Genomic DNA, 22249 nt, shown 5'->3' with positions numbered 1-22249 from the left:
AATAAAAATGCCGCCCGAACACTGGGCGGCCTTTTTATTGCGGTGTTCATTCCGTCAATTTCGTTTCGCGATTTCGCTTTGCAATGAGAACAACGACGCGTTGAGCGATACGCCCTTATTCAAATCGCCCAAGATCACTGTCGTTTTACCGCCCGCATCATCTGTGATCACCCATTGGCGCAGCTCCGTTGGGGCGGCAGTGAACACCATTTGGATGGTACCGTATTCGGGATGCTCCGGATCCTGCGCGGTGACGAATGTCGAATTGCCATCCTCTCCATGCGCGACGACCATCCTCGCCTGCGACAAGTCTACGTTATTCGCAAGAATCAGCTTAAGCGGCGTGCGCGAGAGAGGATATTGTTCTGGCGATTGGTTCGATTTCGGGTCGAAGATGGCGACTTGCCCCTCGCCTGCCATAACCAAGGTGCGATCGGGCGGCGCATATTCGAAGCGCACGCGCCCCGGACGACGCATATACATTTTGCCCGTCGCAATCGTGCCATCCGCATTCACCTGTGTGAAATCAGATTCGACCGTTTGCAGGCTATTGATATAACGCGACAATTCTCCGAGCGGAATTTTCTCGGCAAAAGCCGGAGCCGCAAGAGAAAGCGCAAGAAGCGGGGCGAGAGCGAAGCGTAATATTTTCATAGCTTTAATCTAACTCAGTTCAGGAAATAGAAAAGCCCCGCCGGATCACTTCCGGCGGGGCGCAGTTCACAGTTTAGAGCGGGGCAATCCCTCGGCGCTTTAGCGTTCGGCAACGAGGATCTCGCGCTTACCAACATGGTTTGCCGCCGATACGATACCTTGGTCCTCCATCTGCTCAACAAGGCGCGCTGCTTTGTTGTAACCGATGCCGAGCTTGCGCTGGATGTAGGAGGTCGAGCATTTGCGGTCCTTCGCGACGATGGCGACCGCCGTGTCGTAAAGGGCATTTTCCGCATCGTCGCCGCTGGTATTCAGGCCCAAGACCGCGTCAATATCCGTCGCAGCTTCCCCTTCGGGCCCCTCTACCACACCTGACATATACTCAGGCGGCCCGAAGCTCTTGAGATGGGTTACGATTTCTTCGACTTCTTCATCTGACACGAACGGCCCGTGGATCCGCGTCACGCGCGATCCGCTGCCCATATAAAGCATGTCCCCCATGCCGAGCAGTTGCTCTGCGCCCATTTCGCCCAAGATCGTCCGGCTGTCGATTTTTGAGGTCACTTGGAAGGAGATTCGCGTCGGGAAGTTGGCTTTGATCGTGCCGGTGATAACATCCACGGACGGGCGCTGCGTCGCCATGATCAAGTGGATGCCCGATGCGCGCGCCATTTGGGCAAGACGTTGGATGCAGGCTTCGATCTCTTTGCCGGCAACCATCATCAAATCCGCCATCTCGTCGACGATCACCACGATGTAGGGAATCGGCGTCGGCTGGAATTCATCCGTCTCGAAGATAGGCTCGCCAGTCTCCTCGTCGAAACCAGTCTGGACTGTGCGTTTAAACAGTTCGCCCTTCGCCATCGCCTCTTTAACGCGGCCGTTATAGCCTTCGATATTGCGCACGCCCATTTTGGACATTTTGCGATACCGTTCTTCCATCTCGCCCACGACCCATTTCAGCGCAACAACCGCCTTCTTAGGGTCCGTCACCACGGGTGAAAGCAAATGCGGAATCCCGTCATAAACGGAGAGTTCCAGCATTTTAGGGTCGATCATGATCATCCGGCATTCTTCCGGGGAGAGCTTGTAGAGCAAGCTCAAGATCATCGTATTAATCGCAACAGATTTCCCCGAACCTGTCGTCCCCGCGATGAGAAGATGCGGCATTTTCGCAAGGTTTGCGACGATCGGCTCGCCCGAAATATCCTTACCCAATGCCAGCGGCAGCTTCATCGCGCTGTCGCCAAAGTCACGGGCCGAGAGGATCTCGCGCAGAACAACCTTCTCGCGATGTTCATTCGGCAGTTCGATCCCGATCACCGAACGTCCCGGCACGGTCGACACCCGCGCCGACAAAGCCGACATCGACCGCGCGATATCATCCGCCAGCCCAATCACGCGGCTCGCTTTCAGACCCGGCGCGGGCTCCAGCTCATACATCGTAACGACGGGGCCCGGTCGCACAGAGACGATCTCACCCTTCACACCGTAATCATCCAGAACTGTTTCCAGCATCCGCGCGTTTTCTTCGAGCGCCTCATCCGACAGCTGATGACGCGAGATGCTCGCAGGGTTCATCAAGAGGCCCAACGGCGGCATCTCATAGGCGGCATGGCGCGCGGGCTCGAATCGCAGAGCGGGCTGCGCTTCGCTCATCGCCTGCTTGCTGGGCGCGACAGGTTTTTTGATGGCGTGCTGCACAACCGCGCGTTTGGGTTCCGCGGTTGGAATGACAACGCGGTTTAGGGCCGGACGAGCCGCCGCAATTTGCGCATCGATGTCGTCCTCATCCTCGACGTAGGGGGAGGCATTATCAAAGCTGTCTTGCGCGTGAAGGCTTGAGTGCGTCTCCGCGCTACGATCCGGCAAGTAGGGATCATCATATGCGGCAGCATCGTAGTCATCGGCATAATCGGTCGCGAGGCGATCATCGAAATCTTCCGCCACGAACGCGGTTTCTGTTGCGGCGTCGTAGGCTTGGTATCGGTCAGCAGCGGCGAGCGCTTGTGCAGCGGTAACCTCAGGCTCCCAATTCACCGCGTCTTCTTCCCAATCGATACGCGGGGGCATTGCCGCTATCTCGTTGACCGCTGGTGCGGCTGCACGCATTTTCGGCGCAACGCTGGCTGTGCTCGCAGCAGCCGTGACGGGCGCGGATTGCGCGGCAAACGCATCTTGCGGCGCACTCGCTCGCGCCGCCACACCTGGCATAAACCGAGGTTGTGCACGGACAGGGGGCTCGGCCCGCAAAACGGGTTTCTCAACGGGTTTTGGACCACGTGCCAGACGCGCCGCCACCGCAGACAGCACAGACGCCGGCGCGCTCATGACAGGCTCCGGACGCGCAGGTGGGGCCGTGTAAACTTCCTCATATCCGTAAGTCTCATCGACCTGCGGCGCTGCAGGTGCGGTCAGAACAGGCTCAACCCGACGTTCAGCCGCCTGCATCGCGCGGGTCTTTACGGCGTCAGCGATCCGCGCGCTGATGCGGTCTTGATCCGGTGCCGCGAACTCCTCATTGGCCCATGCATCATTAGGCTCAACAAGCTCGTGCTCAATCGACTCCCAAGCATCGGGCTCAACGACCGCACGCTTGATACGTGACATAAAGCTTGGGCGGTCGGCCTGCGGTTGCTCGAAAGTATCTGCCGCAGGGGCATAACCGCCATCGTGCGGATCGGACCATTGCGCCTGATATGCTGTCTGCTCGCGGAAGTCGGGCTGCGCGAAATCAGGCCCTTGCTGGTAGGAATCGTGCGAATAGGCTTGGGCCGCTTGCGCCCGAGGCGCACGATTGGTTGGCGCAGGGGCGTAATCCGCTTGGGTCTGTGCCCATGCCGCCTGTTGCGCTTCCCAAGCCGCCATCTCGGCCGCCTGCTCCGCTGCGCGGGCACGGCGTTCGCGGGCACGATCTTGCGCAGTCCGCGCGACCTGCACCGACATTTGCGCGCCTTGACCGATCAGGCCAAGCACCATCGCATAGCATGAAATGGCGCCGTAACGAATCCACGCCCAGATCATCCGCAACTCATCGCGGGTAAATCCGAACACGAAAAGACACGCGAGCGCCGTTGGAACGATGAAGATCGTCGCCAACACCTGCAAACCGCCAGACCCGCCGACAGGAGCGATACCCAAAAGCGAGCCCGCGATCATATCCCCAAGGCGTCCCCCCATTCCGAAGGCGGCATTCCAGTCGCTCGAAGGCTCCATCAACGCGCCGTGAACAGCCGCGACGACAATCCCCATAGGCAAGAAAACGGCGCGCGCGCCCCAAAGTTCTTCGCCGCGATGGGTGATAAAACGCACCCCCCAAATCAACAAACCGACGGGCAGCATCCACGCCCCGAGGCCCAAAATTCCGATCAGGGGTGAGGCGATCATCGCACCGAAGCGACCGAGGTAATTCTGCACCTCCCCGGAGCCCGCCGCCATCCAGCTCGGGTCTTCTGGAGAATAGCTCATCAGCATCAAAGCCGCCATCAAACCCGCGACGATGAAACCGGTGCCAAGGAGTTCTTTTCCCCGCCGTTCCAATACCGCTTGCGTATCTTGATCCAAAAGGGGATCGCGTTGCCGAGCTTGATAGGATGCCATTGTCCTGAACCTCACGTATACAAGCAGTCACGAAGCTTGATGAGCCCGCGCTGCGTTTCTTCTCTTGGGGCGACCAATGCCACCCTGATATATCCGGCGCCTGGATTCTCGCCGCCAACGTCACGGGACAAATATGCCCCCGGCAAGACTCGCACGCCCGTCTCGCGCCACAGCTTTACCGTGGCCGTTTCGCCATCATCGACAGGCAACCAGAGGAAGAAACCGCCTTCCGGCGTCTCGTACCCCTGCACCCCTCGGAAAATCTCGGCGGCGTCAGAAAACTTCTCGTTATAGAGCGCGCGGTTCGCGACGACATGCGCCTCATCTGCCCACACACGCATGGAGACACGCTGCACCGGCATCGCGATTGGGGCACCGGAATAGGCCCGCAACTGACGTATCCGCAGGATCGACTCCGCCCCCGCCGCGACGAAGCCCGAACGCAACCCTGGAAGGTTCGACCGCTTCGAGAGCGAATGGAACGCAACAACCCGCTCTGGGTCCGCGCCCATCTCATGCGCCACTTCCAAAGCGCCCGCCGGAGCTTCGCTCCGGTAAATTTCACAATAGCATTCGTCGGCAAAAATCTTGAAGTCAAAACGCTCGGCCAAGTTTAGCAACTCGGTCAGATAAGCACGTGACGCAATCGCGCCTTGCGGATTTGCGGGCGAACACAGGTAAGCGACCGTAACACGCTCCAAAATCTCGGCGGGCAGGCTGGCGTAATCGGGAAGGTAACCTGTTTCGGGCCGTGCGGGCACAAACACAGGCTCCGCCCCCGCCGCCACGGCCGCGACCGCATAAACCTGATAAAACGGATTTGGGATCAAAACGACGGGCGCTTTGCCACCTTTACGTTCAGGGCTGAGCGCCAGACAGGCGTTAAACAAGCCTTCGCGCGTCCCATTCAACGCCATGATGCGATCAGCCGGAACCGGAACGCCGTACCGACGCGCAATCCATGCGGAGATCACCTCCAGCAATTCGGGAGCGCCCTCATTCACGGGATACTTGGCGAATTCGCTGATCGACTTCGCCATGACCTCGCCAATAAATGCAGGCATAGGGTGACGAGGCTCTCCGATCGTCATCACGATCGGGTCCGCGCCGGACGGGTATACGTCCAACAGCTTCCGCAGTCGCGGAAACGCGTATTCGGGCAGGTTCGAAAACCGCTCGGGAAATGCCATATCTGCCTCACTCGTCAGGGTCATGTCGCCCCGTTTGAGGTTCAGACTACAAAAGCGATTGGGCCGCGTCCACAAAAAGCGAACAGGATGCGGGCCTTACCTCTGGATATTGTGACTTTTGGGCCGTTCGGGCCGCCCAGCCGCCGAACTTCGGCTAAGTTCCGCGCAAGATGGCGCCGCAATGTCGCATCGCGCCGCATGGACAATCGCACGGCAACCACCATATTGATCCCTATGACATATGATTCAGACGTGATTATTGTTGGCGGCGGCTTAAACGGCCCATCCCTCGCACTTGCCCTCGCTGGTGCAGGAGTGTCTGTGTCGCTTATAGATGGTCGGCCCCCGCGAGCTCGGGCGCAGGTCGCTTTTGACGGGCGAGCCTATGCGATCGCGCAGGCATCAAAGCGCTTGCTCGACATGATCGGGATTTGGGCCGCAGTGAAGGACGTGTGTCAGCCATTGGAGGGCGTCAAAGCCGCCGATGGCCGCCCTGGCGAAACCGTCGCCCCCCTCTTTTTGCATTTCGACTCGGCGGAGATGCACGACGGGCCCCTCGGGTATATGCTGGAGGACCGTCACCTCTACCGCGTTCTTTTGGATGCGATGGAAGCCCGCCCAGAGATCAAACTGCATCACGACCTTCGCTTGACGCAGCTCAACAGCGATCCTGCTGGCGTTAGCGTGACGCTATCCAACGGCGAACAGGTGCGCGGCAAACTCCTTATCGGCGCGGATGGCCGCGGCTCGACCGTTGCCGAGCGCGCAGGGATATCGCGGGAAGGTTGGGATTACGGCCAAACGGCGCTTGTCGCCGCGATTGACCACGTCCGCCCCCACAACGGGATTGCGCATCAGCTGTTCATGCCAACTGGGCCGCTTGCTGTTTTACCGCTCAAAGGCAACCGTTCTTCCATCGTGTGGTCGGAAACCCGCGCAAACGCGCAAGCCATTAGCGCTTTAACAGACGATGAGTTCATGAGCGTGCTTCGGCCTCGCTTTGGGGATTTTCTTGGTGAGATTTCCCTTGCAGGCCCACGTTTCTCTTACCCGCTCAGCCTCACACTTGCCCGCAAGTATGTCGTGCCGCGCATTGCATTGGTGGGCGATGCCGCGCACGGGGTGCATCCGATTGCCGGGCAAGGGCTGAACCTCGGGCTGCGTGATGTCGGCGCGCTGGCGGAGACGGTCGTAGATGCTGTCCGTCGCGGCGAAGATATTGGCGCGATTGACGTGTTGGAGCGGTACGAATCTTGGCGGCGCTTCGATTCAACATCGCTCGCCTTGGGGATGGATACCGTCAACAAGCTGTTCTCTAACGACAATCCCATTTTGCGCGCAGGTCGCGATCTTGGCATGGGTATCGTGCAGGCTCTCCCCCAACTGCGTCGAGGCTTCATGCGGCAAGCCTCCGGCCTGTCCGGCCCCCTACCCCGCCTTCAACAAGGAAAGCCTCTCTAGCGGCCGCTCATTCGAGAGCGCGCGCCTCGGAGGCGAGCATGATCGGGATTCCGCCACGGATCGGAAACGCCAACTTGGCCGCCTTAGAGACGAGCTCTTGCCGCTCGACATCGTAGGCCAACACGGTTTGCGACACGGGGCAAACCAAGGCCTCCAGCATGCGCCGGTCAAACAGCGCCTTCTCAGTGACACGCGCGGTGGATGTCGATTGGGCTTCGTCGATCACTGCAAACTCTCCTCGCCGCCGCCATGAAGGGCGTATTCCATCAAAGTGATCAAAGTTTCTCGCCGCGTGCTCAGGGAGGGTGCCTCCAGCAACGCCTGCTTATCTGCCGCATCAAACGGCAAAAGCATCGAGAGCGAATTGATCAATAATTCGTCTTCGGCTTCTTTGAGACTATCCCAGTCTGGCCCCAGACCTTGGCTTTCGAGATAGCTGCGCAATGTCCGGTATAGCTGCTTGCGGTCCAAGGTCTCGTCATGTTCAGCTGGCCCGAGATCTCTCGCGAAGTCTGTCCACGCGACCTCCGCACGGCGATACGGTGTGAAACCTTCAATCTCCCGCCGGATCCGGAACCGCGAAATTCCCGACAGCGTGATCATGTAGCGACCGTCCTCGGTCTCGGTGAATCCAGTCAAGCGCCCCGCGCAACCAATGGTCGCCAGACGCCCTCCTGCGGGCTGGACCATCCCGATCAGGCGCTCGCGCGTTTTCAAGCAATCTTCGATCATTTGCAGGTAGCGCGGCTCGAAAATATGCAATGGCAGCCGCCCACGAGGCAACAGAACTGCGCCCGTGAGCGGAAAGAGAGACAAGGTCTCGGGGAGGGAATTTGCTTTGATCATTCCCGTAAACTAGGCCGCAAATCCAATCAGGCAAATATCATTGATGTGAGTTTGCGACGACCTTTTGCGACGAGAGGATCGTTTGGTTTAAGCGCCTCAAATATCGTAATAAGTTGTGTCTTAGCCGCCCCATCATTCCAGTCACGATCACGCCGGAACAGATCCAGCAATTGATCGATAGCGGCCTCAACCTCCCCTGCTGCGTGGAGAGCTTGGGCGAAATCAAATCGCGCTTGGTGGTTGGTAGGGTCGGCATTAACCGCGGCCTCCAACTCGGCGAGCGGGCCTGCGGTTTCCGCCTGACGCGCCAAGGCGAGCTGCGCGCGCGCTGCCTCTAGCGGGCCGGATTTGGCGATTTTCGCGGGAGCACTTTCAAGCGCCGCATCCGCCTCGTCCAACTTGCCAAGCGCAACGTAAGCTCGCGCGAGCCCGCCCAGAGCATCGGCATTCTCTGCGTCTTCCTCCACGATCGCGGCGAAGGTTTCAGCCGCGTCTTCGATTGCCCCCTCCGCGAGCATCGCTTCCGCCGCTTCAACGGCTTCTGCAAGACCGCCGTCTCCCGCAAGTGCGGCGAGCTTGTCGACGAACGCCTTAATCTCAGAACCCGGAACCGCCCCTTGGAAGCCGTCCACCGGTTGCCCCTGCCAGAAGGCATAGACAGTCGGGATAGATTGAACTTTCATTTGCTGGGCGATCATCTGGTTTTCATCGACGTTAATTTTCGCCATGACAACCGCGCCTTTCGCGTCGGCGACCGCCTTTTCCAACGCAGGGCCAAGCGTTTTGCATGGGCCGCACCAAGGTGCCCAGAAATCAACGATCACCGGCACTTCCATGGAACGGTCGACGACCGCCGCCATGAAATTCGCCTCATTAACATCGAATACGAGCGCGTCGGCGTCTGGCGTGGCGCCGGTGGCTGCTTGGGGCTGTTGACCGCCGATGATCATCTGGCTTCTCCTGTTTAGCGTTTGACTTATATGCGGTCGCTTTCACGCCGCGCCAAGGGGGTTACAGATCGAATGTTGCGAAGACCGGCGCGTGGTCGGAGGGCTGCTCCCAGCCGCGCGCTGTGCGCAGAACGCGCGAGCCATGCGCCGCGTTCGAAATATCGGGCGTGGCCCAAACGTGATCAAGGCGGCGCCCCTTATCGGCCGCGTCCCAATCCTTCGCGCGATAAGACCACCACGAATAGAGCTTTCCTGCAGGAATATCTTGCCGCGTGATATCAACCCATGCGCCGGCGTCCTGCGCCTGCGCGAGATGCTCTACCTCAACCGGTGTGTGGCTGACGATCTTCAGCAAACTTTTGTGGTTCCAAACATCATCCTCGCGCGGGGCAATGTTCAAATCGCCCACGAGGATCGCTTTCTCAGGCTTGCGCGCATGGAAGTGGTCGCGCATTTGCGTAAGATAATCGAGCTTTTGCCCGAACTTCTCATTTACCTCGCGATCCGGAATATCGCCGCCTGCTGGCACGTAAAAATTATGGACTGTCACACCATTGGCAAGTCGTCCCGCAATGTGGCGCGCGTGGCCCAATTGCGCAAAGTCCTCGGCGCCGACTTCCTCGATTGGCATCTTCGAGAGGATCGCGACGCCGTTATAGCCTTTCTGCCCGCGAGCGACGAAATGCTCGTATCCAAGGGCGCGGAAGGCTTCCATCGGGATTTTCTCTACAGGGCTTTTGCACTCTTGCAGACATAAAACGTCTGGCAACTCCTCGCCCATCAGGCGACACACGAGCGCCTCGCGCAAGCGGACAGAGTTGATGTTCCAAGTGGCGAGGGTGAATGACATGGTGATCTCCTGTTTCGCGCACAATCGGAGAAACGCCCCGCAGGCGCAACCCGAACTATGCGAAAAGGGCCCCCAATGCGGGGGCCCTCATCTGTGCGTAACGCACCGTTACGCGACGAGGCGATAACCACCCGACTCCGTCACGAGCAGACGCGCATTCGACGGATCGGTTTCGATTTTTTGGCGCAACCGGTAGATATGGGTCTCCAGCGTATGCGTCGTGACGCCCGCATTATATCCCCACACCTCATGCAAGAGCACATCGCGCGCCACCACGCCGTCGGTCGCGCGGTAAAGGAACTTCAGGATATTCGTTTCCTTTTCCGTCAGACGGATCTTCTTATCCTTATCATCGATCAACATCTTCGCGGCGGGCTTGAACGTGTATTGCCCAAGCTGGAAGACGGCATCTTCCGATTGCTCATGCGTGCGAAGCTGGGCACGGATGCGCGCAAGAAGGACTGGGAACTTGAATGGTTTGGTAATGTAATCATTCGCGCCACTGTCCAACCCGAGGATTGTATCGGCGTCCGTGTCATGACCGGTCAGCATCAAAATCGGGCATTTAACCCCCAGCTTACGCAGTTTTTTGCAGAGCTCCCGCCCATCTGTATCGGGCAAACCGACATCAAGCATGACAAGATCGTAGAGCCCTTCCTTTGCGCGCTCGACACCTGCCGCGCCACAATCGGCCTCGAACACATCAAAATCATCGGTCGCGACCAATTGCTCGGCCAGTGCCTCGCGCAGATCGTCATCATCGTCCACCAGAAGGATTTTCTTCAAACCAGCCATTGCTCGTCTCCATCGTTTTGCCCACATGAGGGCCATTCTTTCGTCCAAGCTGTTGCGCGATCACGCATTCGGCAAGGGGTGTGAAAGAAACCTCACGCAAGCGTGTCGCAATCACGGGGTATGTTTCAATTTATGTCACGCACCGCTATCACTTCCCCATGCAGGAGAGTGATAATGAGTCTTGGCCCGACCCCGATCGAAGAAATAAACCGCGCACGCGCCGATTTACGGATGGGCCTTCCGGTCGTCCTCGGCGGAGCACTCGCGGTCGCGGTCGAAACATTGACCTCCGAGCGGCTCGAGGCGCTTCGGGCACTTGGCAGTTTGACACTCGCCCTGACCGCAAGACGCGCCGAGACCTTGAAGGCCACAGCTTACGACGCTGACATCGCGCGGATCGTGGTGCCGAACGGCGCCGATCTGACGTGGCTGCGCGCGCTGGCCGATCCCGCGGACGATCTGCGCGTGCCGATGAAAGGCCCGCTCCGCTCGCTGCGCGAGGGGGAAGCGGTCACCGGTCGGGCCGCAATTGCGCTCGCCAAATCGGCGCAGCTTCTGCCCGCCGCGATCATTGTCGAGGCGACGCCGCTCGCCGGTTTGACCCGCCTCGATCCCGCCCAAACGCTTCAGCTTCTCAAACATGAGGCGATCCTTGCTCCGATCGCCGCTGCGCGCGTACCGATGCGAGCAGCTGAGGCAGGTCGCCTGCATATTTTCCGCCCAGATGACGGCGGGGTGGAGCATTATGCGATTGAGATAGGCTCCCCTGATCGCGATCGACCTGTTCTCGCGCGCTTGCATTCGGCATGTTTCACTGGCGACGTGCTTGGCTCATTGAAATGTGACTGCGGCCCGCAATTGGATGCGGCGCTGAGCCAAATGGGGCAGCTTGGCGCAGGCGTCTTGCTCTACCTCAATCAAGAGGGCCGCGGGATCGGCCTTGCCAACAAGATGCGGGCTTACTCGTTACAAGATCAGGGATTTGACACCGTCGAAGCGAACCACCGCCTCGGATTTGAGGATGATGAGCGTGACTTCCGCCTCGGCGCAAGCCTCCTGCGTGAGCTTGGTTTTTCGCAGGTCCGCTTGCTCACGAACAACCCCGCAAAGGTTCAAATGCTGGAGGCTAACGGCGTGCGCGTGACGGAACGTGTCGCGCTGCATGTTGGGCTTTCACGGCACAACGCGGGCTATCTGGCGACCAAAGCCGCGAAATCGGGCCATATCCTATGATCCGCCTGACCGCGCGCGGGCTTTTGTTTAAGGGGGTAACATATCCCTGCACGGTGGGCCGTGGTGGCTTGGCCCTTCATAAACGGGAAGGGGACGGCGCGACCCCGATTGGCGCGCACCGGATCGTCGAGATGTTTCACCGCGCCGACCGTATCGGGAACGCACCGCACTGGTCACGCGCAATCGGCCCGCGCGACCTTTGGTGCGACGAGAGCGGTGATCGTGACTACAACACCCTCGTTCATGCGCCGTTCGCGCACTCTCACGAGATGCTACGCCGCGCCGACCCTCTCTATGATCTGGTGCTGGTCACCGATTGGAATTACCCGCAGGCGGTGGCGGGTAAAGGATCCGCGATTTTCATTCACACGTGGCGGAGGGCAACTTTCCCAACCGCCGGATGCATCGCAATGCGGCAAGACCATTTGTTGCATCTCGCACGGCGGATCGCACCGGGTGAACCGCTTTTGGTTCCACCAATCACGCGGTTCCGCCCCCGCGGACACAAGGCAATAGACCGCGCCTGACGGCCCTTAGCTTTGGTGGCCGTAATCCCGCGCGCCAAAAAGTGCGGAGCCTACGCGGATATGGGTGGCCCCGGCGGCGACTGCCGCCTCAAAATCCGAGGACATACCCATCGATAAGCCCGAAAGCCCGTTGCGCGCCGCCATCTGCCCGAGCGCGTTGAAATGCGGCATCGGGTCGTCGCCTTCGGGCGGAATGCACATCAGGCCGCGCACGGGCAGATCGGCCGCGATGACATCCTTCAGGAAACCATCCAATTCATCGGGCAACACACCCGCTTTTTGTGGCTCGGATCCGGTGTTGACCTGCACAAATATATCGGGGCAAGCCCCCCGCGCCTGTGCGAGTGTTGCCAATTTCTTCACCAAGGAAGAACGGTCCAGCGTGTGAATCGCATCAAATAGATCGAGAGCTTGCTTCGCCTTATTCGTTTGCAGCGGACCAATCATATGCACCTGCGCGTCGGGGAACTCCGCGCGCCATTCCGGCCATTTACCGGCCGTTTCCTGAACGTAGTTTTCCCCAAAGACACGGTGCCCGTCGCGCAATACGGCCTCAACCCGCGCGTTCGGTTGCACTTTCGACACCGCGATAAGCGTGACGGACCCTTCGGCGCGCCCCGCTGCGCGCTCGGCCTGAGCGAGTCGCGCTTTAATCAATGCAAGCCCCATGATCGCCTCCGTTCATTCTGCCCCTGAGATAGCGCATCAGATAGATAAAACAAAAGCCCCCAGATCAGGGGGCATCATGTTCAGCAAGCAGTCGCGTAAAAGAAAAGGACGGGCACAAGGCCCGTCCTTTCCTGTCAAATTCTGATAAAATCAGAAGTTGAACTGCAGGCCGAGGTCGTAAACAGCGTCCGAACCGTCTTCGTCGGAGTCTGCAACGCCGCCAACAACCGCAGCGCCGCCGCCGAGGTCGTACGAAGCGCCGATACCGTAGTAAGCGATTTTATCGAGGCCGACCGAGTCGAAGTCTTGGGTCTGCCAGAAAGCAGCAACGGTGGTTGCACCGAATGCCGACTCAACGCCGAGGCCGTAAACTTTTACGCCGTCGATCAGGTCGTCGCCTTCGCCGTAGAATGCTTTAACAGCGGTGTCGCCGAAGTTAGCAGTACCACCGAGGCCGAGCATTTTTGCTTTGCCAACGCCGTCTGCATCAGCAACTTCGTAGCCGAGGCCAACTGCGTACGAACCGAAGTTGTACGAAGCTGCGAGTGCGTACTCTTGGTCGTCAGTGCTGATACGGTCGTCATTGTAACCGTCGGTGAACGAAGCAGCCAACGACAGAGCGCCGGTGGTGTACGTGTACAGGAGCGACGGGTTGTCTGCTGCAGTGATCGCGCCGTCAGCGCCACCGCTAGCAACATCGAAGAACGTGTCGTTCTGGTCGCCGGTCAGGTACGGGATGTCGTTGTTGCCGATGTCGGTGAAGCCAACTTCTGGCAGATCGCCGAGGAGTGCTTCCGAAGCGCCAACAGTGTCACCCATTTCGACTTTGCCGAATGCGCCCGAAACGTAGATCGAGCCTTCGAGGCCAGCTTCTGCGTCAACAGCTTCGTGCGAACGGAACGAAGCGCCGAAGCCCAAGCCACCATCAGTTTCGCCCGAGAGGGTGAACTTGACGCGTGCGCGGCTTTCGAAGTTCATTTCATCGCCGTCATAAACAACGCCCATACGGCCGTCGCCCGAAACTGCTACTTCAGCAGCAGCAACACCAGCGGTGAGGACCAGAGCGGTCGTAGCAAGAAGAAGATTTTTCATCGTGTGTTCCCTCATTGTATCTAAGGTGCATTCCCAATTCGAGGAGTCCGAACTGGGTATGGATGCTTTTTCGCCCCATCCCTGCCTTATTGCAAACAAAACGGGCGAGACGGGTCTGAATGAACAAAACCGTGATGCAGCTTTGCCACAGTGCTTGAAATCGGCGGAAGCTTGCCAATCATGCGGTTACGCGTGATTTTACGAAACAGGCGCGCGCCCACATCTGCGTCATCAGGGGGCGTTGCACATGGGAAATGCCTTGTCGCGCAAGGGCCATTCGGTTAGAGAACTCGAAAAGCCATAAGGGGGCGGGGATGCTAGGAAAACGGATTGCACGCGGGAGCGGCCTTATTGTTTTGGTCGGCATTCTTGCCTCTTGCGGCAGCGGGTCGTCAGGGGGATTGTTCTCGACAACCTCTCGCGCAAATCGCGAAGTGGCTGCAGAACAGGCGAAAATCGATCGCGAACCCGCTTTGCGCACGACTCAGCGCTCTTCGACGCTCGGGGATCTGTTCGGCAATAACACGGATCCAAATACGACCGTCGAAGTGAACAAATATCTCTGGCAGGCCTCCCTCGAGGTGCTCGACTTCCTGCCGATCCAATCTGTTGATCCGTTCTCGGGCGTCATCGTGACAGGCTACGGCACACCTCCTGGCGGCGGACGCGCCTATCGCGCGACTGTGTATGTTCAGGATCCGGCACTGGATGCGCGGTCGCTCAAGCTCGCGTTGGAAACCAGCGGAGGCGCGGCGGTGTCGACAGAAACCACGAAAGCTGTCGAGGATGCGATCATGACACGCGCCCGTCAGTTGCGGATCCGCGATTCGAAACTGTGAGGGCGGGCGCCGTTTGGCGCGGTTGCAGTATACTACATAGATGATCCCTGCGCGGCGCGCGGGGGTTTTTCTTTGCGATCGTCAGATTTGCACAATCGCCCCCACGCGATTCGAGCGCACCGTGCTCCTTAGCCACCCTCCAGAAAGCAAGCCGTTCTGGACCTCTCCCCCCAAGCCAGTGTAGACCGCGAGGGCAGAATTCCGGATGAGGGGCACATGATGTCGCGTTACGAACCCAGCACTATCGAAGCGAAATGGCAGGACGCGTGGAATGACGCCTCCGTTTTTGAAGCCACGCGCGATCCGTCGCGGCCGAAATACTATGTGCTGGAGATGTTCCCCTACCCGTCGGGCCGCATCCACATGGGCCATGTGCGCAATTATACGATGGGCGATGTGGTCGCGCGGTATAAAATGTCGTGCGGGTATAGTGTGCTGCATCCGATGGGATGGGATGCGTTCGGGATGCCGGCGGAGAATGCCGCAATGGAACGCGGCGGCCATCCGAAGGATTGGACCTATTCCAACATCAAAGACATGCGCGACCAAATGAAGCCGCTGGGCCTGTCGATTGACTGGTCGCGCGAATTTGCCACCTGTGATCCCGAATATTACGGCCAACAGCAGGCGATGTTCCTCGATATGCTCGCCGCGGGTTTGGTGTATCGCAAAAACGCGGTGGTGAATTGGGATCCGGTCGATATGACCGTGCTCGCCAATGAGCAGGTTGAAGATGGGCGCGGCTGGCGGTCTGGTGCGCTGGTCGAACGGCGTGAATTGACGCAGTGGTTCTTTAAAATCTCCGACTATTCCGAGGAATTGCTGGGCGCGTTGGATGGGTTGAAAGACTGGCCCGAGAAGGTGCGCCTGATGCAGGCGAACTGGATCGGCAAATCGCGCGGCCTGCAATTCAAATTCGATCTGATCGGCGCGCCGGAGGGTTTTGAGACGCTGGAGGTCTACACCACCCGCCCCGATACGTTGATGGGCGCGTCCTTCGCGGGGATTTCGCCGGATCATCCGCTCGCGAAAGCGCTGGAAGCCGCCGATCCTGAGATGGCGGCGTTTGTGGCCGAGTGCCGCAAAGGCGGCACCACCGCGGAGGCGATTGAAACCGCCGAGAAGCTGGGCCGCGACACCGGCATCCGCGTGAAACATCCGCTGGATGCCTCCATCGAGCTGCCGGTTTACATCGCCAACTTCATTTTGATGGATTACGGCACCGGCGCGATCTTCGGCTGCCCCGCCCATGACGCGCGCGATTTTGAATTCGCGACGAAATACGCCCTGCCGATCACGCCCGTGTTCGAGCCGATTGAGGGCGATTATCCGGCTGCGGAATATACGCCGCTGAAATCCGAGAAGGTCCGGTTCATCCGTGGCTTTGCGGGCGAGACCGAGCAAACCGGCGAAGACGCGATTGCCGCCGCGATTGCTGTGGCCGAGGAAAAGGGCTTTGGCGAGGGCGTCACGAAATTCCGCCTGCGCGATTGGGGCCTGTCGCGCCAACGCTATTGGGGCTGCCCGATTCCTGTCGTGCATTGCGAGATTTGCGGCGTGGTGCCCGAGCGCAAAAAGAACCTGCCCGTGCGCCTGCCCGATGATGTGACGTTTGACCAGCCCGGCAACCCGCTCGACCGGCACCCGTCGTGGCGCAATTGTGACTGCCCGCAATGCGGCAAACCGGCCAAGCGCGAAACCGACACGATGGATACGTTCGTGGACAGCTCGTGGTATTACGCGCGCTTCACCTCGCCGCATGCCGAGACGCCAACGGATGCCGCCGAGGCCGATTACTGGATGAACGTCGATCAATATATCGGCGGCATCGAACACGCGATTTTGCACCTGCTCTATTCGCGCTTCTTCGCCCGCGCGATGCATAAAACCGGCCACCTGCCCGCCAAAGCGATCGAGCCGTTCAACGCGCTGTTCACGCAAGGCATGGTGACGCATGAGATTTACCTCACCCGCGATGCCAATGGCCGCGCGATTTATCATCTGCCGGAGGCGGTTGAGGATGGCAAACTGATCGAGACCGGCGAAGCGGTGGAAATCATCCCCTCCGCGAAGATGTCGAAATCGAAGAAAAACGTCGTCGATCCGATGAATATCATCCGCGATTTTGGCGCCGATACCGCGCGCTGGTTCGTGATGTCGGACAGCCCGCCGGAACGGGATGTGGAATGGACGGCCTCGGGCGCGGAGGCGGCGGCGAAATTCTTGGCCCGCGTGTGGCGGATCGGGAATGAAATAGCGGCTGGCGAGGGCGGCGATGCGGCGCAGGACGAAGATTTGCTTCGCGCCGCGCACAAAGCAATCGACGAGATCACCAAATCCATCGACGGATTCGCGTTCAATAAAGCCGTCGCGAAACTCTACGAGCTGACCAATGCGCTGGCGAAATCCGGCGCGTCCAACGCGGCAAAACGCGATGCGATGAAGATCATGGCGCAATTGATGGGGCCAATGGTGCCGCATTTGGCCGAAGATCTTTGGGCCGTCCTCGGCGGCGAGGGGCTCGTTGTCAAAGCGCCGTGGCCGAAGGCCGATCCGGCGATGCTGGTGGCCGATAGCGTCACCTTGCCGATCCAGATCAACGGCAAAAAGCGCGGCGAAATCACTGTGCCGACCGGAATGGATAAGGCAGAGGTTGAAAAGCTGGTGCTGGCGGATGAAGCTGTCATCAAAGCGCTCGACGGTGCAGCGCCGAAAAAGCTTATCGTCGTGCCAGGGCGGATTGTGAATGTCGTTATCTGAACACACCAACCGAAGATCCCTTATGAAAGGCGGGCTCGCGATCTGCGGGCTCGTCCTGATGGGCTGCGGATTCGCGCCCGCATATGGCCCGACTGGCGGGGCGAAAGTCCTGCTGGGCGGGGTCGCGACCCAAACGCCCGAGAGCCGCGATGACTACACGCTCACGATGCGCATCGCGGATCGATTGGGGCATGTCACCGCACAACGGTATCGTTTGGATTACGAAATCGAAACCGACTCAACAGGGCAGGCCGTCACGCCCGAGAACGCGACAACGCGCTACTCCTTAACAGGGACGGCGGAATATAAACTCGTCGATGCTTCCACGGATGCGGTTTTGTTGAACGGCGAAGTTGCGTCCTTCACGTCCTGGTCGGCCACGGGATCGACCGTCGCAACACAATCCGCGGAGGATGACGCACACGAGCGCCTGATGGTGATGCTGGCGGATCAAATTGTGACGCGGCTCTTGGCCACCGCCTCGTCCTTACCGCAATGAAACTCGCCGGCCTGCAAGCCACCCGCTACTTTGCCAAGCCCGAAGCGCATCGCTTGGGATTGTTGATTTTTGGCGCGGATGCAATGCGGGTGGCGCTCAAACGGCAAGAGGTCATCGCCGCCCTGATCGGACCGGCGGGCGAGGCGGAAATGCGCATGACACGTATTCCCGCCGCCTCGTTGCGCAAAGAGCCTTCGGCGCTTTTGGATGCCGTGAAAGCGGTAGGCTTCTTTCCCGGCCCGCGCGTCGCATTTGTTGAGGACGCCACCGATGCTATGGCCCCCATTATCGCGTCGGCAGTTAAAGAATGGAAAGATGGCGATGCGCAGATTATCGTCACCGGCGGCTCGCTCACGGCCAAATCGGCGTTGCGGAAAGTCTTTGAGGGACACAACAACGCCTACGCGGCAGGTATTTATGACGATCCTCCCAGCCGTGACGAGTTGGAAGATGTCCTTAAGAAAGCCGGCCTAAAATCGATTTCACCCCAAGCGATGAATGATTTAATGGCTTTGGGACGGGCGCTTGATCCGGGAGATTTCCGGCAAACCGTTGAGAAGATTTCGCTTTATAAGTACAACGACCCCTCGCTTCTCGCGCCTGAAGATGTTGTCGCCTGCGCGCCAGCAACTGTGGACGCGGATGTTGACGATGTTCTCAACATCGTAGCAGAGGGCCGCGTCGGAGAGCTTGGCCCGATGATGCGCCGGATCGAGGGGCAAGGTGTTGCCCCCGTGACGATCGCTATTCAGGCCCTTCGGCATTTTCGCGCGCTGCATGCAGCCGCCTCCGATCCCGGCGGCCCCGCGCAAGGAATCGCGCGCGCCCGCCCGCCCATCTTCGGGCCGCGCCGCGACAAGATGCTACGCCAAGCCTCAAGTTGGGGCATGTTCAAACTTGAAACCGCATTGAAAGAATTGATCAACGCCGATCTGATCCTGCGGTCATCTTCCCGCGCGCCGACAATGGCCGTCATAGAACGCGCCCTGATGCGCCTCACCGTTGTTGCCAGCCGATGAAGCAACCGGATGTCCTCATTATCGGCGCGGGGCCGGCAGGTCTTATGGCTGCAGAGACGATGGCTCTGCGCGGCCGCGATGTCATGATTGTTGAAGCCAAGCCCTCCCCAGCGCGCAAGTTTTTGATGGCGGGGAAGTCAGGTCTCAACATCACCCGAGACGAGCCGATTGACACGTTTTGCGATCACGTTTCGGCGGATTGGATGCGACCTATTCTTGCCGAATTCGGGCCGCAACAGGTTATGGATTGGGCCCGCAACCTTGGCGAAGAGCTGTTTACAGGCTCTACGGGCCGCGTTTTTCCAGTTCGGATGAAGGCCTCCCCTTTGCTGCGCGCTTGGCTGGCGCGACTGGCGCGCTACGGGATCGATGTGAAAACACGCTGGCGTTGGAACGGGTTTGACGGGGATGCCCTGCTGTTTGAGACACCAGAAGGTCTGCAACGCCTTACACCAAAGACGACGATCCTTGGCCTTGGCGGGGCGAGTTGGCCACGGCTTGGATCTGACGCCGCGTGGGTGCCTTGGTTGCAAGAGAAGGGGGTCGAGATTACCCCCTTCGAGCCTGCCAATATGGGGTTCGTGCTCCATTGGTCTGATCACATGTCACCCTATCTTGGCGCGCCCGTCAAAAACGTAGCCCTGCGCGCGGGCGCAACGGTTTCACGCGGCGAATTCGTCATCTCGGCACGCGGGATTGAGGGTGGCGGGATTTATGCCCTCGCCGCTCGCCTTCGGAAGGGCGCGATGCTTACCCTTGATCCTTTTCCTGATTTGACGCTCCCCCAACTCACGGCGAAACTGCAAGCCAAACGCGGCAAAGCGACAGTTACCAACTGGTTGCGCAAAACGTTAAACCTTGATCCGGTCAAACTCGCCTTGCTGATGGAATGGGCGCGTCCTCTCCCGTCAGATCCTGGAACACTCGCAGAGCGCCTTAAAGCCATCCCTGTGCCGCACCAAGGCCCGCGCCCGCTGGACGAGGCGATCTCGAGCGCCGGCGGCATCACCCGGGAGAGCGTCGACGAAGCCTTGCAGCTGCGCGCCCTGCCGGGGATCTACGTCTGTGGCGAGATGCTGGACTGGGAAGCCCCAACTGGCGGCTATCTTCTCACAAGCTGCTTCGCCCAAGGGCGGCATGTCGGCCTACACGCAAGCTAATTGCCCCCATCACAAAGCATCATTTGACCTTGGCCTCCATCTGCCGCACTCAGGCAGCCTGAACGGAGCCCAACATGACCCAAACTCGCATCCTTACCCCTGTCTTGATCGGCGGCGCATTCATCTTGATGATCGGCTTCTCGATCCGCGCGAGTTTTGGTGTCTTTCAAATCCCGATCGCTTCAGAATTTGGCTGGCCACGCGCCGAGTTCTCGCTCGCAATTGCGATTCAAAACCTTGCATGGGGGATCGGCCAACCGATTTTCGGCGCGCTGGCGGAACGGTTCGGAGATCGCAAAGCGATCATCGCGGGAGCTCTGCTTTATGCGTTAGGGCTTGTGCTTTCCAGCTTTGCGATCACACCATTGCAACATCAACTTCTTGAAGTTCTCGTCGGCTTTGGCATCGCGGGCACAGGGTTCGGCGTTATTCTCGCGGTCGTTGGTCGCGCAAGCTCGGATGAGAACCGGTCCCTCTCGCTCGGCATCGCGACGGCTGCGGGCTCTGCGGGGCAAGTGTTCGGCGCGCCGCTCGCCGCGGCCCTCTTGGCCTATTTCCCATGGCAGTCCGTTTTCGTTATATTTGCCGCGCTTATCCTATGCGCCCTCTTTGCCTTGCCGCTGCTACGCGCCCCTTCCTTGGCAAGCCGCAGCGCGCTTGAAGAAAGCATGGGATCGGTGGTCGGCCGCGCCTTTCGCGACCCGTCTTTCCTTTTGATATTCCTCGGGTTCTTCTCGTGTGGCTATCAACTTGGCTTCATTACTGCGCATTTCCCGGCAATGGTGACGGAGATGTGCGGAGCGATTGACCCGACGGGTTTACTCGCCGGCCTCGGGATTTCGTCCACAACGGCCCTTGGCGCGATCTCGATATCGGTGATTGGCTTGGCCAATATCGCCGGAACGATTTACGCGGGCGCATTGGGGAAGCGGTTTAGCAAGAAGTACTTGTTGGCGGGGATCTACGCCGCCCGCACCGTGGTTGCCGCAGCCTTCATCATTTTACCGATCACCCCTGCCACAGTTTTGATATTCTCCGTTGCGATGGGGGCGCTATGGCTGGCGACAGTGCCACTCACCTCGGGGCTGGTCGCGCATATTTACGGGTTGCGGTATATGGGCACGCTCTACGGATTCGTATTCTTAAGCCACCAGATCGGGAGCTTCCTCGGGGTTTGGTTGGGCGGAAAGCTCTATGATATCTACGGCGATTACACGGCGGTTTGGTGGATCGGTGTCGCAATCGGGGCGTTCTCCGCGATCGTACATCTCCCCGTAAGGGAAAACCGCGTGTCTCAGCCGGTCTGAATCATCTGCCAGATCAACCGCGCGGCGAGAATGCTGGAGGTTGCAACCAAGAGCGGCTTGATCACCCGCGCACCGACCCGCATCGCGACCTTCGCGCCGATCCGCGCGCCGGCGACCTGCGCCAAGCCCATCGCGATCCCGACTAGCCAAAGCGGCTTTCCCACGGCCGCGAAGGCGACGAGACCGCCGATATTGGACGCAAAGTTTAAAAGCTTGGTATGCGCCGTGGCCTTGAGCACACCGTAGCCAGCAAGCGTCACAAAACCGATCATGTAAAACGCCCCCGCACCCGGGCCCACCAAACCGTCGTAAAATCCGCACAGCGGCACAAGCGTCAGAACGAAGACCTTCGTTGTAATACGCTGCTGGCGATCCGTATCATCGAGGCGTTTTTTAAAGGCGAAGAACAGCGCGATGCCAACGAGCAGCACAGGCAAAAGCAGCCGAAGCGGCTCGGTCGGAATGGCTGAAATGAGCATCGCGCCAAGGAACGCCGCGCCGAACGCCAGCAACGCAGCCCCCTTTTGCGCCCGCAAATCTACCAGACCAGAGCGCGCGTATGAGATGGCCGCCGTCGCCGCCCCAAAAGCGCCTTGGACTTTGTTGGTCGATAACGCCTCCAAAGGACTCGCCCCCGCCAACATCAGCACCGGCAGCGTAATGAGCCCACCTCCGCCTGCGATGGAATCGACGAAGCCCGCAACGAAGGCTGCGCAGAGCAAAAGCGCCACAATTTCATAGGAAAACTCAAACATCCACGATCCCCCGAGGCACAACCGACCGACCTGTGGTTGCCCC

At 59.4% G+C, this 22249-nt stretch carries 20 protein-coding genes; 9 read left to right on the top strand and 11 right to left on the bottom strand.

The features are described from left to right. Positions 1–54: 54 nt before the first annotated feature. The 3 genes from SJY32_RS13850 to SJY32_RS13840 all read right to left on the bottom strand — a co-directional run bounded on the left by SJY32_RS13850 (position 55) and on the right by SJY32_RS13840 (position 5444). On the bottom strand, positions 55–654 hold the full coding sequence (locus tag SJY32_RS13850; protein WP_376876525.1) for an outer membrane lipoprotein carrier protein LolA: 600 nt from the start codon (positions 652–654) through the stop codon (positions 55–57). A gap of 99 nt (positions 655–753) precedes the next feature. Next, entirely contained in the window at positions 754–4254 is a 3501-nt protein-coding gene (locus SJY32_RS13845) for a DNA translocase FtsK 4TM domain-containing protein (protein WP_376876522.1), read from the bottom strand. A gap of 11 nt (positions 4255–4265) precedes the next feature. Beyond that, entirely contained in the window at positions 4266–5444 is a 1179-nt protein-coding gene (locus SJY32_RS13840) for an aminotransferase class I/II-fold pyridoxal phosphate-dependent enzyme (RefSeq protein ID WP_376877753.1), read from the bottom strand. Positions 5445–5642: 198 nt separating this feature from the next. On the opposite strand from SJY32_RS13840, the gene SJY32_RS13835 reads away from it, so the two are divergent. Beyond that, complete coding sequence (locus SJY32_RS13835) at positions 5643–6905, top strand: UbiH/UbiF/VisC/COQ6 family ubiquinone biosynthesis hydroxylase (RefSeq protein ID WP_376877750.1); 1263 nt, start codon at positions 5643–5645, stop codon at positions 6903–6905. A 7-nt stretch (positions 6906–6912) separates the two neighbouring features. On the opposite strand, the gene SJY32_RS13830 is transcribed toward SJY32_RS13835, so the two are convergent. The 5 genes from SJY32_RS13830 to SJY32_RS13810 form a co-directional block, all read right to left on the bottom strand. Beyond that, positions 6913–7065 carry a Trm112 family protein gene (locus SJY32_RS13830; protein WP_376877747.1) on the bottom strand — a complete coding sequence of 51 codons (153 nt, stop codon included), beginning with the start codon at positions 7063–7065 and terminating at the stop codon, positions 6913–6915. Between the two features lie 62 nt (positions 7066–7127). Further along, positions 7128–7751 (bottom strand): LON peptidase substrate-binding domain-containing protein, encoded by a 624-nt coding sequence (locus SJY32_RS13825; protein ID WP_376876520.1) that lies wholly within the window; start codon positions 7749–7751, stop codon positions 7128–7130. 26 nt (positions 7752–7777) lie between these two features. Next, a complete protein-coding gene (gene trxA / locus SJY32_RS13820) occupies positions 7778–8701 on the bottom strand; it encodes a thioredoxin (RefSeq protein ID WP_376876517.1) in 924 nt (307 codons plus the stop codon). A gap of 61 nt (positions 8702–8762) precedes the next feature. After that, the gene (locus SJY32_RS13815) at positions 8763–9551 is read right to left on the bottom strand and encodes an exodeoxyribonuclease III (protein ID WP_376876514.1); all 789 of its coding nucleotides are present in this window, start codon (positions 9549–9551) and stop codon (positions 8763–8765) included. A gap of 108 nt (positions 9552–9659) precedes the next feature. Further along, positions 9660–10346 carry a response regulator transcription factor gene (locus SJY32_RS13810; protein WP_376876511.1) on the bottom strand — a complete coding sequence of 229 codons (687 nt, stop codon included), beginning with the start codon at positions 10344–10346 and terminating at the stop codon, positions 9660–9662. Between the two features lie 174 nt (positions 10347–10520). On the opposite strand from SJY32_RS13810, the gene ribA reads away from it, so the two are divergent. Next, a complete protein-coding gene (gene ribA, locus SJY32_RS13805) occupies positions 10521–11579 on the top strand; it encodes a GTP cyclohydrolase II (RefSeq protein WP_376876508.1) in 1059 nt (352 codons plus the stop codon). Continuing rightward, a complete protein-coding gene (locus SJY32_RS13800) occupies positions 11576–12106 on the top strand; it encodes a L,D-transpeptidase (RefSeq protein ID WP_376876505.1) in 531 nt (176 codons plus the stop codon). The genes ribA and SJY32_RS13800 overlap by 4 nt, the downstream gene beginning before the upstream one ends. 6 nt (positions 12107–12112) lie before the next feature. On the opposite strand, the gene SJY32_RS13795 is transcribed toward SJY32_RS13800, so the two are convergent. Together SJY32_RS13795 and SJY32_RS13790 are read right to left on the bottom strand one after the other, a co-directional pair. Continuing rightward, on the bottom strand, positions 12113–12775 hold the full coding sequence (locus SJY32_RS13795) for a YggS family pyridoxal phosphate-dependent enzyme (protein ID WP_376876502.1): 663 nt from the start codon (positions 12773–12775) through the stop codon (positions 12113–12115). Between the two features lie 150 nt (positions 12776–12925). Next, entirely contained in the window at positions 12926–13867 is a 942-nt protein-coding gene (locus tag SJY32_RS13790; protein ID WP_376876499.1) for a porin, read from the bottom strand. A gap of 314 nt (positions 13868–14181) precedes the next feature. Between SJY32_RS13790 and SJY32_RS13785 the strand changes: the two genes are divergently transcribed. The 6 genes from SJY32_RS13785 to SJY32_RS13760 all read left to right on the top strand — a co-directional run bounded on the left by SJY32_RS13785 (position 14182) and on the right by SJY32_RS13760 (position 21451). Next, positions 14182–14706, top strand: a complete 525-nt coding sequence (locus SJY32_RS13785; protein WP_376876496.1) for a DUF3576 domain-containing protein — start codon at positions 14182–14184, stop codon at positions 14704–14706. 219 nt (positions 14707–14925) lie between these two features. Further along, positions 14926–17466: a leucine--tRNA ligase gene (leuS, locus tag SJY32_RS13780; protein ID WP_376876493.1), complete on the top strand. Its 2541-nt coding sequence runs from the start codon at positions 14926–14928 to the stop codon at positions 17464–17466. Between the two features lie 22 nt (positions 17467–17488). Beyond that, positions 17489–17965, top strand: a complete 477-nt coding sequence (gene lptE, locus SJY32_RS13775) for an LPS assembly lipoprotein LptE (protein WP_376876490.1) — start codon at positions 17489–17491, stop codon at positions 17963–17965. Next, positions 17962–18984 carry a DNA polymerase III subunit delta gene (holA, locus tag SJY32_RS13770; RefSeq protein WP_376876487.1) on the top strand — a complete coding sequence of 341 codons (1023 nt, stop codon included), beginning with the start codon at positions 17962–17964 and terminating at the stop codon, positions 18982–18984. Before lptE ends, holA begins: the two co-directional genes overlap by 4 nt. After that, a complete protein-coding gene (locus SJY32_RS13765) occupies positions 18981–20144 on the top strand; it encodes an FAD-dependent monooxygenase (protein ID WP_376876485.1) in 1164 nt (387 codons plus the stop codon). The genes holA and SJY32_RS13765 overlap by 4 nt, the downstream gene beginning before the upstream one ends. Before the next feature lie 74 nt (positions 20145–20218). Beyond that, positions 20219–21451, top strand: a complete 1233-nt coding sequence (locus SJY32_RS13760; RefSeq protein ID WP_376876483.1) for an MFS transporter — start codon at positions 20219–20221, stop codon at positions 21449–21451. Here the strand turns inward: SJY32_RS13760 and SJY32_RS13755 are convergent. After that, entirely contained in the window at positions 21439–22206 is a 768-nt protein-coding gene (locus SJY32_RS13755) for a TSUP family transporter (RefSeq protein WP_376876480.1), read from the bottom strand. The genes SJY32_RS13760 and SJY32_RS13755 overlap by 13 nt on opposite strands. Positions 22207–22249 lie beyond the last annotated feature (43 nt).

Origin of the sequence: Albirhodobacter sp. R86504 (genome assembly GCF_042466415.1) — a bacterium.
Lineage (GTDB): Bacteria > Pseudomonadota > Alphaproteobacteria > Rhodobacterales > Rhodobacteraceae > Albirhodobacter.
Note: the sequence above shows the minus strand (reverse complement) of the source record. Positions and strands in the feature narration are given on the sequence as shown.

Coding starts and splice junctions, on each gene's coding strand:
- SJY32_RS13850 (WP_376876525.1), bottom strand. CDS start 654: ATGAAAATATTACGCTTCGCTCTCGCCCCGCTTCTTGCGCTTTCTCTT.
- SJY32_RS13845 (WP_376876522.1), bottom strand. CDS start 4,254: ATGGCATCCTATCAAGCTCGGCAACGCGATCCCCTTTTGGATCAAGAT.
- SJY32_RS13840 (WP_376877753.1), bottom strand. CDS start 5,444: ATGGCATTTCCCGAGCGGTTTTCGAACCTGCCCGAATACGCGTTTCCG.
- SJY32_RS13835 (WP_376877750.1), top strand. CDS start 5,643: ATGGACAATCGCACGGCAACCACCATATTGATCCCTATGACATATGAT.
- SJY32_RS13830 (WP_376877747.1), bottom strand. CDS start 7,065: ATGCTGGAGGCCTTGGTTTGCCCCGTGTCGCAAACCGTGTTGGCCTAC.
- SJY32_RS13825 (WP_376876520.1), bottom strand. CDS start 7,751: ATGATCAAAGCAAATTCCCTCCCCGAGACCTTGTCTCTCTTTCCGCTC.
- trxA (WP_376876517.1), bottom strand. CDS start 8,701: ATGATCATCGGCGGTCAACAGCCCCAAGCAGCCACCGGCGCCACGCCA.
- SJY32_RS13815 (WP_376876514.1), bottom strand. CDS start 9,551: ATGTCATTCACCCTCGCCACTTGGAACATCAACTCTGTCCGCTTGCGC.
- SJY32_RS13810 (WP_376876511.1), bottom strand. CDS start 10,346: ATGGCTGGTTTGAAGAAAATCCTTCTGGTGGACGATGATGACGATCTG.
- ribA (WP_376876508.1), top strand. CDS start 10,521: ATGAGTCTTGGCCCGACCCCGATCGAAGAAATAAACCGCGCACGCGCC.
- SJY32_RS13800 (WP_376876505.1), top strand. CDS start 11,576: ATGATCCGCCTGACCGCGCGCGGGCTTTTGTTTAAGGGGGTAACATAT.
- SJY32_RS13795 (WP_376876502.1), bottom strand. CDS start 12,775: ATGGGGCTTGCATTGATTAAAGCGCGACTCGCTCAGGCCGAGCGCGCA.
- SJY32_RS13790 (WP_376876499.1), bottom strand. CDS start 13,867: ATGAAAAATCTTCTTCTTGCTACGACCGCTCTGGTCCTCACCGCTGGT.
- SJY32_RS13785 (WP_376876496.1), top strand. CDS start 14,182: ATGCTAGGAAAACGGATTGCACGCGGGAGCGGCCTTATTGTTTTGGTC.
- leuS (WP_376876493.1), top strand. CDS start 14,926: ATGTCGCGTTACGAACCCAGCACTATCGAAGCGAAATGGCAGGACGCG.
- lptE (WP_376876490.1), top strand. CDS start 17,489: ATGAAAGGCGGGCTCGCGATCTGCGGGCTCGTCCTGATGGGCTGCGGA.
- holA (WP_376876487.1), top strand. CDS start 17,962: ATGAAACTCGCCGGCCTGCAAGCCACCCGCTACTTTGCCAAGCCCGAA.
- SJY32_RS13765 (WP_376876485.1), top strand. CDS start 18,981: ATGAAGCAACCGGATGTCCTCATTATCGGCGCGGGGCCGGCAGGTCTT.
- SJY32_RS13760 (WP_376876483.1), top strand. CDS start 20,219: ATGACCCAAACTCGCATCCTTACCCCTGTCTTGATCGGCGGCGCATTC.
- SJY32_RS13755 (WP_376876480.1), bottom strand. CDS start 22,206: ATGTTTGAGTTTTCCTATGAAATTGTGGCGCTTTTGCTCTGCGCAGCC.